This is a genomic window from Delftia sp. ZNC0008, from assembly GCF_000799035.1.
In the GTDB taxonomy this organism is placed as follows: Bacteria; Pseudomonadota; Gammaproteobacteria; order Burkholderiales; family Burkholderiaceae_C; genus Comamonas; species Comamonas tsuruhatensis.
On record NZ_JTKZ01000864.1, the window covers coordinates 1 to 10,744 of the forward strand.

Consider the following 10,744-nt stretch of genomic DNA (forward strand, 5'->3'; position numbering starts at 1 on the left):
GCCGGCGTGGGCCTGGTGCGCGGCGGCGCGGGCACGGCCCTGGTCGGCGATGCCGCCACCGTGGCCGAGCGCCTGCGCGAGTACGCCGCGCTGGGTGCGGACAGCTTCGTGCTTTCGGGCTACCCGCACCTGGAGGAGTCCATCCGCTTTGCCGAACTGGTCTTCCCCCTGCTCGGCAAGCGGGCCGTCACCACCAGCGACCAGGCGCAGACCGGCGGCGCCTTCGACATCCGCAGCATCCAGCGCCGGCAGTCTGCATCGTGAGCCGCCCCCGGGCTTGCGCCTTGTCAGACCGCAAGACCCCGCAGGCAGCTCGCCCGCTCAAGCCCCCAGATGTTTGACAGCAGCTGCCGGGCACGTCCCGCGCCGGCGACGGGAGCGGCAAGCTCCATGAACTTGTCCTCCAGCTCCCCATCCGACAACGGCAGTTCGGGATCGCCCTTGCGATCGGGCTGCAACCAGACATGGCGGCGTCCATCCCTGGCAACGATTTCCAGGCGCGCCGATCTCTTTCCCGGGAAGGCCCTATCGATTTGCGGGTCCACCGAGACCTGGACGCGCTCGAGCATCGCGCGCAAGGCGGGATCGGCCAGGCGCTCGGGGGTGTACGCGGACATTCGCACGCTGCCATGGACCAAGGCCGTCGCCACCACGAACCGGAGACTGAAGCGCGCTTCGTTTTCGGTCACGGGATCGGTGTAGCAGGCGATATCCAGGGCCGGGCCATAGGTGGCCACGGCCACGCTGCAGATGTCGTCCGCCCGCAGGGCATGCTGGCTGCGCAGAGCCAGCGCGGCGTCGATGGCCGCAAAGGTATGGCCGCAGCCGACATGGTTCTTGAAGGTGAGCCGGGTGATGTGGAAGTCCCTGCCCAGCGTGTCCCCGATGCCTGACCAGTCCGGTCCGTCGCTGACAGCGCGGCCCAGGCCCGACTCCCCCTCCAGCACATCCAGCGATCCCGTCACCCCCCTGTGCGCGAGTTGCGCAGCCAGCAGGCCGGCCTCCGCTGCGCGCCCGGCATGCAGGGGCTTGGACATCGAATCCATGCGGAATGCCTGCTGCAGACCCGCAGAGAAGGTGGCCGCCGTGGCCAGTGCATGGGCGAATGGCCCTGCATCCAGCCGCAGCGCATACCCTGCGGCTGCCGCTGCCCCGAAGACACCCACGGTGCCGGTGTTGTGCCAGAAGCGGTAGTGGGCCCGGCCCAGGGTCACGCCGATGCGGGTGGAGACCTCATAGCCCAGCACCACGGCACGCAGGAAGTACAGGCCACTGGCCCCTGCCTGCTGGCTTGCCGCCAACGCCGCTGCAATGGTTGCGGCCCCGGGGTGGTACATGGCATCGCGGAAGCTGTCGTCCACCTCGGCGGCATGGGCCGCCGAGCCGTTGAAAAGTGCCGCCGCCCGCGCCGTGGCCATGCGGCCGTTTCCAAGCCGGCAGGACCCGCGATCCAGATCCTCGGCAAGCACCTGTTCCAACTGTGCAAGAGGGGCGCAGCCCAGGCCCGGAAACAGGGAGGCATACCAGTCGATCACGGCCCGCTTGGCGTGGTGGATGACGGTGTCGGGAAGCTCGGTGCGTTGGTATCGAGAGGCAAATTGTCCGAACACTTCGGTCGCATGCATGCGTGGTCTCCTGGATGAACACTGGCGGGGGCAGTCTCACTTTTTTTGGCACAAATGTGCAGTGGCCGGCCCCTCAGGCCAGAACCAGCACACCATCCGCAGCGCACACGCCCTGGCCCTGCGGCAGCACGAACACCGGGTTGATCTCCGCCTCGATCACGCGGTCGCCCAGTTGGGCGGCCATCGCAGAGAACGCGACGATGGCATCGGCCAGGGCATCGACATCCGCCTTGGGGCGGCCGCGAAATCCGTCCAGCAGCGGCCAGGTCTTGAGCTCCCTGGCCATGTCCAGCGCTTCTGAGCGGCTCAGCACACCCAGTTGTGTCCCATCGTCGGGCAGCAGGCGCAGCGTGGTGTCCTGGAACAATTCGGCCGCAACGCCCCCCATGCCCAGCATCACGGCGGTGCCCAGCGCATCCTTGTGCAGGCCCAGGATCAGCTCGGTGCCACCGGTCACCATCTGCTGCACCAGGAACCGGTCCGGACGCACACCCGCCCTGGCCTGCACGTCGGCCACCATCGCTGCCAGCCGCGCACCGATGGTCTGCGCCGTCAGGCCGACGGCGACACCGCCCACATCGCTCTTGTGCGTGATCCGGGACGAAAGGATCTTGAGCACCACCCGGCCGCCCAGTTCGCGCGCGGCGGCTTCGGCCTCTTCGGCGGTGCGCACCACGCGCTCGGCCGCGCATGGCACGCCGAAACGGCGGAAAACGGCCTTGGCCTGCGCTTCATCGAGGCAGCCGACGGGCAGGTCCAGTTCCTGCAGGGTGTGCTTGCCGACGACCAGCTCGGAAGGCGCACCCTGGAAGCCGTTGACTCGCAGCATGCCCGCCAGCGCGGCCGTGCAGCTTTCCGCCGCAGCGAAGGCCGGCACGCCGCGTTGCGTGAGCAGCGCGCCGATTTCCGGTGCATGCGGGCTGACGTAGGCCAGCACCGGCTTGTCGGAGTGGGGCAGGCACTCCTGGATGGCGCCGGCCAGCAGCTCGGGCATGGCCAGGCTGGAGGAGCCGACGATGATCACCAGCGCGTCGTAGCTGGGGCTGGCCAGCAGGGCATTGATGGCGCCGCGCAGCAGGTCGGGACGCAGGCCCGCCAGGGTCACGTCGATGGGGTTGCGGTCCAGCACGGCCTCGCTGCCGGTCTGCAGCGCGCGCAGTGCATCGGCCGTCGCCTCGTCCGGCGCAGGCGTGTCGAATCCGGCCACGCCCAGATCGTCCGACACCAGGGTGCCCGCACCGCCGGTGGAAGTCAGGATGGCGATGCGCCTGCCGCGCAGCCTGCGGCCCGTGGCCAGCGCAGCGGGCACGTCCAGCAGGTCGGCAAAGCTGTGCGCACGGATCACGCCGACCTGGCGGAACAGCGCGTCGTACATGCGATCCGCACCGGCCATGGCGCCCGTGTGCGATACAGCGGCCTTGGCGCCGGCCTCGGAGCGGCCGATCTTGAAGGCCACCACGGGCTTGCCGGCACGCGCGGCCTTCAGGCAGGCGGCACGGAACCTGGCGGGATGGCGCACCGTTTCCACATACAGCGCGATCACCTTGGTGGCCGGGTCATCGGCCAGGTGGTCTATGAAGTCGGCCAGTTCCAGATCCACTTCATTGCTGGTGGAAATGAGCTTGGACAGCCCGATGCCACGCGCGGCGGCGCGCGACAGCAGCGAGCCCAGGATGCCGCCGCTTTGCGAGACGACGCCAATGCCGCCCGCGGGGAACTCATCCATCTCCAGCGCCCCAGAAGGCGACAGCACGATCCGGTCGGTCAGGTTGACCAGCCCGATGGTGTTGGGTCCCAGCAGGCGCATGCTGCCGGCCGCCTCGATCAGCTGCCGCTGGCGGTGCGCCCCGTCCTCGCCCGTTTCCGTATAGCCGCTGGCCAGCACGATGGCTGCCGCGCAGCCCAGCGCCGACAGTTCCCTGACGGCCTGGTGCGCACGCTCGGCGCCCAGCAGCACCACCGCCACATCGGGCACTTCAGGCAACGAGGCCACATCGGGATAGCAGGCCAGATCGCCGATGCGCTCCACGCGCGGATTGACGGGAAGAATGCGGCCGGCAAACCCGTGCTTTTGCAGGTAGGCCACCGGGCGGCCCGTGGTCTTTTTCAGGTCGGCAGAGGCGCCTATGACGGCGACGCTGCGCGGCGACAGCAGCTTGGCAATGGCTTCGCTCATGGCATCACTCCTTGGCGGCCGTCTTGGCCAGGAAGGCCTCCACCGATGCGCGGTGTTCACTGCTGGTGTAGCAGATGCCCTGGGCCTGGCTTCCCTGTGCGAAGACATCGTGCGAAGACAGCTCGAAGCTCTGGTTCAGGATGGTCTTGGTCAACGCCAGCGCGGTGGAAGAAGCCGAGGACAGCTCGCGCGCCCAGGCCTGGGCGTCTGCCACCAAGGTCTCGGCGCTGGCCTGGCGGTCCACGATGCCCAGCGCCAGGGCTTCCGGCAGCTTGACCTGGCGGCCCGTGAAGATCAGCTCCTTGGCCTTGGCCAGGCCCACGCGGCGCGGCAGGAAGTACATGCCGCCGCCGTCGGGGATGATGCCGCGCAGCACATAGCTCCACGCGAAGCTGGCCCATTCGCTGGCGATGACGAAATCACAGGCCAGCGCCGTGTCCGCGCCCAGGCCCGACGCTGCGCCGTTGACGGCGGCGATCACGGGCTTGGGCATGGTGTGCAACAGGGCCTGGACGTGGTGCACGCGCTGCTGGCGCTGCCAGCCGTTGAAGCCCACCTCGCCCGCAGGCGCGTTCATGCGCCTTTGCATTCCGGCAATGTCCCCGCCTGCGCAAAAGCCCTTGCCCGCGCCCGTCAGCACCAGGGCCTTGATGGCCTTGTCCACCGCCACGCGCTCCAGGGCATCGATGAACTCGGTGCGCATGTCATCGCTCATGGCGTTGCGCTTGTCGGGGCGGTTCAGGGTCACGGTCGCCACCGCATCGGCGACATTCAGTTGGATCAGTTCGTAGTTCATGGCGTGCTCTCAAGGCGATCGCGGGCAATGCGATCAATCGGGATGGATGTTGTTTTGCCTGACGATCTGGGCCCAGCGCTTTTCCTCGGCCTGCACATAGATGTCCAGTTCCGCCGCCGGCCCGGCATTGACCACCAGGCCTTCGTGTTCCAGCTTGCGAACAAAGTCCGGCGAACGGGCCGCCTTGCGGGCCGCAGTGTTCAGGCGCTCGATCACGGCAGCGGGCGTGGCGGCCGGCACGTACAGGCCGTACCAGCTCTCGACGCGGTAGCCCGGGACGGTGACGGCGATGGGCGGCGCATCCTTGAAGGCCGCAGACGGCTCGGCCGTGGTCACACCCAGCACGCGCAGCTTGCCGTTGTCGATGAAGGTGGATACCGCCGCCGCGGTGGCAAACATCATGTCCACCTGGCCACCCATCAGATCGGTGAGTGCCGGGCCTGCGCCACGGTAGGGCACATGGGTGATCCTGACCTTGGCCAGGTTGGCAAACAGCTCCCCGGCCAGATGCGCCGACGTCCCGGCGCCCTGCGAGGCATAGGTCAGCTTGTCGGGACTGGCCTTGGCGGCGGCCATCACGTCCGCCACCGTCTTGTACGGGCTGGCGGCGGGCACCACCAGCACGTTGGGGCCGCGGCCGATCAGGATCACCGGCGCGAAGGCCTTGTTGCTCCCGTACGGCAGCTTGGCCTGCAGCGCCGGATTGACGGCGTGCGCGAAGGAAGCCACGACCACGGAGTAGCCGTCCGGCGCGCTCTTGGCAACGTTGTCGGTGCCGATGATCGTGCCGGCACCGGGCTTGTTGTCCACGATGACGGGCTGGCCCAGGTCCTTGGCCATCTCGGCCCCCAGCGTGCGTGCGATCAGGTCGGTTCCGCCACCGGGCGCGAAGGGCACGACGAGGCGCACGGGCTTTTCCGGGAAGGCTGCAAAGACTGCGTTGCAGGCAGTCGCGAGCACGGCAATGAGCGCAATGGCCCTGGCGCAACGGCGGGCGGCGAAACGAAGCATGGTGTGTCTCCTGGTTCTATGGGCAGAGGTCCGTTCCATGCGCAAGCGTTGCGATGACGCTGGCGACGGATTGGTGAAAGCTTAGGGAAACGCACCGCAGTTGTGATCCCCCATGTTCCAACCAATGAAACCGCACAGCGAGCGCGCCAGGACTTGCGTTTTCATCTGCCATCCTTTCGGTGGAATACTCCACGCCATCAGGCGCCCGCGCCTGTGCAGCAAGAACCAGGCTTTCAACCGAGGATGAACCGGTCCTCCCGCAGGCGGCAGCAACATGACCCACAGGCGATCCCCCATACTCCATGACAAGCCCGGTCAGTCCCCGAGCAACCGCTCCCTGGAAAGAGGCATCGAAATACTCCGTGCGTTCAGGCCCGGGTCGGAACTGCTGGGCAACGGCGACCTGGTGGAACGCACCGGACTGTCCAAGGCCACCGTGAGCCGGCTGACGCAGACCCTGGTGGGCTGCGGCATGCTGCAGGCCGAACACCAAAGCCGCGCCTTTCGCCTGGCTCCCGCTGTCCTGAGCCTGGCGCACGCCATGCGTACCGGATCGACGGTGCTGTCGATGGCGGCCCCCCTGATGCGCACCCTCGCCGAGACACGCAGGATCAACGTGGGCCTGGCCTGTCCCGACAGGGACGAGATGGTCTATCTGGAATCGATCCGCTACAACCGCCGGATTGTGCTCAGGCATGTGGTGTCGGGTCAGCGCGTGCCCATGGAGCTGACGTCGCTGGGCCGTGCCTACCTTGCCGTGGCGCCGCCTGCCAGGCGCAAGGCACTGTTCGACAGCTTCAGGCTCAAGAGAGGCGCCCAATGGCGCGACCTGGAAAAACAGATCCAGGCGGCCATCAGGTCCGTGAAAAGCCAAGGCTTCTGCGCTGCATCGTGGCAGCCGGAAGTGGTTGCACTGGCCACGCCACTGGTGACACCCGATGCCATCTATGTCCTGAACTGCAGCGTGTCCACGACGGAGCCTGTGCCAGCCATCGTGCAGGAGCTGAACCCGGCGTTGCTGCAGCTGGGCCGCCAGATTCAGAGCCTGCTGGAGAAACGGTGAGGTTTGGCCGCCGTTCCGCGCACCTGCGGGCGGCCCGCTTTGCATAGGGAAAAAACATAGCTGATATAGGCTGCATTGCCTTATCGCAATGGCGCCCGAAACCCAGACTGGCGGCATGACAAACACCCATCTGGAGACAACCGGCGTCACTCGCCGGCTCGTGCGCTACCGCCCGCAGGCTGCGAAGGACGAGATTCAAATCGAGTATGCGGACCAGGGCGCAGGGCCGGTCGTCTGCATGCTGCCATCGCTGGCCCGTTCCGGCCGGGACTACGACGTCGTTGCCCGCCATCTGCAGGCGCAAGGGCTGCGGGTACTGCGCCCCGAGCCTCGGGGCATAGGCCAAAGCCGTGGCCCCATGCAGGGGCTGACGCTGCATGACTTCGCAGCCGACGTCGCGGCCGTCATCGACCACGAAGCCACCGGCCCTGTCGTGGTCGTGGGTCATGCCTGGGGCAGCCAGCCGGCGCGCATGCTGGCGGCCGACAGGCCGGACCTGGTGCGCGGCGTCGTCATGGCCGCCGCCTCGGCAGGCAAGCTGCCGCCGGGATCGGACGAAATGCCGTATGGCCGCCTGCGGGACGCAATCGACGGCGCGGGCGATGCACGGCTGTCCAGGGAGCAGCGCCTGGACTGCCTGCGCCGCGCCTTCTTTGCCCCGGGACATGACCCCAGCGCCTGGCTGGACGGGTGGAACGCCCAGGCCCATGAAGCGCAAGGCCATGCACGGCGCGTCACGCCCGTCGATGACTACTTCAGCGCAGGAACGACCGTTCCCATACTGGACCTTCGGGCCGAGCATGACGCGGTCGTGATCCCCCATGTGATGAAGTCCTGCCTGGGCGAGCGGGTGACGGAACAGGTGATTGCCGACGCGGGCCACGCCCTGGCGCCCGAGCAGCCCCTTGCCATGGCAGACGCCATTGCGGCATTCACGCGCCGCGTGTACGCCGCCTAGGCCAGCCCTTGCCCGCAAGACACCCGCCCCCTTCGGGGATGCGCCGGACAGAAACAGTGCTCAGGAGACAAAGATGACCATCCACACGCCCGCAGCTGCCATCAGGAAAACCTGGAAGATCGCCATGACCTGTGCGGCCTGGGCCACCTGCACCCTGGTGGGCGCGCAAGACTATCCGGGCAAGCCGATCCGCATGGTGATTCCGTACACGCCGGGTGGATCGATCGACACCGTGGGCCGCCTGGTGGCCGACCAACTGCAAAGGCAGCTGGGCCAGGCCATCGTGATCGAGAACGTTCCGGGGGCTTCCGGCCTGTTGGGAACCCTGCAGGTCAAGAAGGCCAAGCCTGACGGATACACGCTCATCTTCAATGCCTCCAGCCATGCCTACCTGCCGCTGGTCAGTTCCAAGAAAACCTATGACGCCGAGCGTGACTTCACGCCCGTGGGGCAAATCGGGTACGTGCCGCTGATCGTGGCGGTCACCAACGAGTTGCCCGTCAGGACCGTGGCAGAGTTCGTGCAACTGGCCAGGGCCCATCCAGGCAAGTACACCTGGGCGACTTCCGGCCTGGGTACCACCAGCCACCTGAGCGAAGAGATGCTGAACCGGGCCCTTGGCCTGCAGATGGACATCGTCGCCTACAAGGGCGCCGTTCCCCAATTGACGGACGTGATCGGCGGCCATGTCTCCGCGGCCATCTCGCCCATGCCGGGTGTCATGCCCTTCGTGCAGGCCGGCCGTCTGCGGCCCCTTGCCGTCACCAGCAAGACCCGCGTCCCGTCGCTGCCCGATGTGCCGACGCTGGCGGAGGGCACCATTGCCGGGTTCGAGCTCCTGTCCTGGTACGGAATCTGGGGCCCGGCCGGCCTGCCCGCAGACATCACCCACAGGTTGAACACCGAAATTTCAAAGGCCGTGGAGGCGCCGTCGCTGAAATCCAGGTTCGCCGAACTGTCCTTTGTCCCCGCGAAGTCCAGTCCTGCGCAGTTCCGGAAATTGATCGCTGACGACCTGAACAAGATCGGCAAGGCCGTCAGGGAAGCGGGCATCCGCATCGACTGACCTGCCGCTTCCGATCCGTGAGGCATGCCCTACACGGCGCGGGCGCCCTTGCGAAAGTCAAGCTCGCGCAGCAACCTGGCGGTTTCCGCTATCAGCCGGTTCGCGGGACGCGCCCTGGGCATGGCCAGCACGAGCTGGTTGCGTATGGCCGGCGGGCCGATGGGCGCAGACTGTATGCCAGTGCGGGCACCGGCCAGATTCAACGCACTGTCCGGAAGAATGGAGCAAGCCAGTCCCTCCTCCACCACGGACAGCGCCGTGTGCACGGCCCCCACCTCGGCCACCACGTTCAGCCGGATCTTGCGCGGCAGCAGGACGGCGTCCACGAGGCTGCGTATCGGGTTATGGGTGCCCGGCAGCACCAGCGGAAAGTCCGCCAGGGCCGAAAGGCCGATGCGCGAAGGCAACCGGTAGCCCTTGGGAGCCACCAGCAGCATGGACTCGCGCATCAGGGGTTCGTAGGACAGCAGGGGCGTCGGAGCGGGGTCGAACATCAGACCCAGGTCGATGCGGCCCGCAATCATTCCCTCACGCAAGGACAGGCTCAGCCCCTCCACCACCGAAAGCAGTGCATGCGGCAGCCGGCGCCGGAACTCCCGTATCAACGGCACGGCCAGGCTTGCCGCCACCCGGTGGGGCAGGCCCACGACCACGCTGCCGACGGGCTCGGCATGCATTTCCTTGAGATCGGACAGCGCCTGGCTGGCCGAGTTGAGCATCGTGCGTGCATGCGACAGCAGTGTCTCCCCGGCCGCGGTTGCTGCCACGCCGCGCCCTGTCCTGTCCAGCAGCCGCTGCCCCAGCTCCTCTTCCAGCAGTGCGATCTGGCGGCTCACGCTCGGCTGCGCCAAATTCAGCGCCACGGCCGCGCGGCTGATGCTGCCGTGCTCCACCACGGCGACGAAGTACTCCAGTTGGCGCAGATCCATAGGTATTCAACATAGCTGGTATAGGCGCCATCCAGTTTAACTTTGCCGGCATCGATCGCAAACTGGCCTGCATCGCCGCTTGCCACAGCGGCTCCACCGTGTCACATGAGGAAAGCCAATGAGCAGGTTCAAGTCCAAGATAGCCATCGTTACGGGGGCCGGATGCGTGGCAGCAGGCTGGGGCAACGGCAGGGCCATGGCCGTGCGCCTGGCGGAGGAAGGCGCGAAGGTGCTGGCGGTGGACCGTGACCAGGCGCGGCTTGACGAAACGCTGTCCCTGGCCGGCGAGGCGGCAGCGTCCATCACGACCTGCATCTGCGATGTCACCGACTCGTCCAGCGTCAAGGCCATGGTCCAGGCCTGCCTGCAGGCCTGGGGCGTCCCGGACATCCTGATCAACAACGTGGGCGGCTCCGCAGCCGGCGGCCCCATTGAGCTGAGCGAGCAGGACTGGGACAGCCAGATCGACATCAACCTCAAGAGCGTCTTTCTGACCTGCAAGCATGTGCTCCCGCACATGGTCGAACGCGGCAGCGGCGCCATCGTCAACGTGGCGTCCACCTCGGGCCTGCGCTGGACCGGCAGCGCGCAGGTCGCCTATGCGGCCAGCAAGGCCGGCGTGATCCACCTGTCCCGCGTGGTGGCCGTGCAGCATGCGCCTGACGGCATTCGCGTGAACACGGTGGTGCCGGGCCAGCTGCACACCCCCATGGTGCAAGCGCGGCTGGCCAGGCAGCGCACAGGCGGCGATGTGGAGACGCTGCTGGCCTCGCGGGTCAGGCGCATCCCGCTGGGCTTCATGGGCGATGGCCGCGATACCGCCAGTGCCGCCCTGTACCTGGCCAGCGACGAGGCCCGCTTCGTGACGGGAACCGAGCTTGTCGTGGACGGCGGCATGACCGCACGCTGCGACTGAACTTGCACTGCGACTGACCTGGCGCTGAGACCGACGGGCCGATCGCCGCGGCCAGCCGCCATGGACATCGCATGGGCCCTGGGGCGAAGGCCGTGCTATGTCCCGCGCCAATGGGCATGCCGCACGCCCAGCTGCAGTTGCTGGATGCGCCGGTGGATGGTGGAGCGGCTGACGCCGAGCTGGCGCGCCGCCTCGGAGACATTG

General features: G+C 67.5%; 10 protein-coding genes and 1 pseudogene. 5 read left to right on the forward strand and 6 right to left on the reverse strand.

Features of this window, described 5'->3' with window-relative positions; translation table 11 throughout:
• A pseudogene (locus L995_RS27835) lies at positions 1 to 264 on the forward strand (alkanesulfonate monooxygenase); the annotation flags it as partial.
• 23 nt (positions 265 to 287) lie between these two features.
• Here the strand turns inward: L995_RS27835 and L995_RS27840 are convergent.
• The 4 genes from L995_RS27840 to L995_RS27855 form a co-directional block, all read right to left on the reverse strand.
• Complete coding sequence (locus L995_RS27840; protein ID WP_047474592.1) at positions 288 to 1,625, reverse strand: MmgE/PrpD family protein; 1,338 nt, start codon at positions 1,623 to 1,625, stop codon at positions 288 to 290.
• A 73-nt stretch (positions 1,626 to 1,698) separates the two neighbouring features.
• Entirely contained in the window at positions 1,699 to 3,801 is a 2,103-nt protein-coding gene (locus L995_RS27845) for an acetate--CoA ligase family protein (RefSeq protein WP_047474594.1), read from the reverse strand.
• A gap of 4 nt (positions 3,802 to 3,805) precedes the next feature.
• Positions 3,806 to 4,597, reverse strand: coding sequence for an enoyl-CoA hydratase/isomerase family protein (locus L995_RS27850; RefSeq protein WP_047474596.1), 792 nt, complete (start codon positions 4,595 to 4,597; stop codon positions 3,806 to 3,808).
• A 33-nt stretch (positions 4,598 to 4,630) separates the two neighbouring features.
• Complete coding sequence (locus L995_RS27855) at positions 4,631 to 5,608, reverse strand: tripartite tricarboxylate transporter substrate binding protein (RefSeq protein WP_047474599.1); 978 nt, start codon at positions 5,606 to 5,608, stop codon at positions 4,631 to 4,633.
• 274 nt (positions 5,609 to 5,882) lie between these two features.
• On the opposite strand from L995_RS27855, the gene L995_RS27860 reads away from it, so the two are divergent.
• From L995_RS27860 to L995_RS27870, 3 genes are all read left to right on the forward strand, one after another.
• Entirely contained in the window at positions 5,883 to 6,671 is a 789-nt protein-coding gene (locus tag L995_RS27860; RefSeq protein WP_047474600.1) for an IclR family transcriptional regulator, read from the forward strand.
• Positions 6,672 to 6,786: 115 nt separating this feature from the next.
• Positions 6,787 to 7,629 (forward strand): alpha/beta fold hydrolase, encoded by an 843-nt coding sequence (locus L995_RS27865; RefSeq protein WP_189354077.1) that lies wholly within the window; start codon positions 6,787 to 6,789, stop codon positions 7,627 to 7,629.
• A 73-nt stretch (positions 7,630 to 7,702) separates the two neighbouring features.
• A complete protein-coding gene (locus tag L995_RS27870; RefSeq protein WP_017406504.1) occupies positions 7,703 to 8,695 on the forward strand; it encodes a Bug family tripartite tricarboxylate transporter substrate binding protein in 993 nt (330 codons plus the stop codon).
• A 29-nt stretch (positions 8,696 to 8,724) separates the two neighbouring features.
• Here L995_RS27870 and L995_RS27875 read toward each other — a convergent pair whose 3' ends face one another.
• The gene (locus L995_RS27875) at positions 8,725 to 9,624 is read right to left on the reverse strand and encodes a LysR family transcriptional regulator (protein ID WP_047474602.1); all 900 of its coding nucleotides are present in this window, start codon (positions 9,622 to 9,624) and stop codon (positions 8,725 to 8,727) included.
• Positions 9,625 to 9,742: 118 nt separating this feature from the next.
• Here L995_RS27875 and L995_RS27880 point away from each other — a divergent pair, with 118 nt between their 5' ends.
• On the forward strand, positions 9,743 to 10,540 hold the full coding sequence (locus tag L995_RS27880) for an SDR family NAD(P)-dependent oxidoreductase (protein WP_047474604.1): 798 nt from the start codon (positions 9,743 to 9,745) through the stop codon (positions 10,538 to 10,540).
• Positions 10,541 to 10,635: 95 nt separating this feature from the next.
• On the opposite strand, the gene L995_RS34830 is transcribed toward L995_RS27880, so the two are convergent.
• Positions 10,636 to 10,744, reverse strand: a 109-nt coding sequence (locus L995_RS34830; protein ID WP_156136150.1) for a helix-turn-helix domain-containing protein, incomplete at its 5' end; no start/stop codon positions are given.

Excerpts from the sequence above, each read along its gene's own strand:
- L995_RS27840 (WP_047474592.1), bottom strand. The coding sequence starts at position 1,625 with ATGCATGCGACCGAAGTGTTCGGACAATTTGCCTCTCGATACCAACGC.
- L995_RS27845 (WP_047474594.1), bottom strand. The coding sequence starts at position 3,801 with ATGAGCGAAGCCATTGCCAAGCTGCTGTCGCCGCGCAGCGTCGCCGTC.
- L995_RS27850 (WP_047474596.1), bottom strand. The coding sequence starts at position 4,597 with ATGAACTACGAACTGATCCAACTGAATGTCGCCGATGCGGTGGCGACC.
- L995_RS27855 (WP_047474599.1), bottom strand. The coding sequence starts at position 5,608 with ATGCTTCGTTTCGCCGCCCGCCGTTGCGCCAGGGCCATTGCGCTCATT.
- L995_RS27860 (WP_047474600.1), top strand. The coding sequence starts at position 5,883 with ATGACCCACAGGCGATCCCCCATACTCCATGACAAGCCCGGTCAGTCC.
- L995_RS27865 (WP_189354077.1), top strand. The coding sequence starts at position 6,787 with ATGACAAACACCCATCTGGAGACAACCGGCGTCACTCGCCGGCTCGTG.
- L995_RS27870 (WP_017406504.1), top strand. The coding sequence starts at position 7,703 with ATGACCATCCACACGCCCGCAGCTGCCATCAGGAAAACCTGGAAGATC.
- L995_RS27875 (WP_047474602.1), bottom strand. The coding sequence starts at position 9,624 with ATGGATCTGCGCCAACTGGAGTACTTCGTCGCCGTGGTGGAGCACGGC.
- L995_RS27880 (WP_047474604.1), top strand. The coding sequence starts at position 9,743 with ATGAGCAGGTTCAAGTCCAAGATAGCCATCGTTACGGGGGCCGGATGC.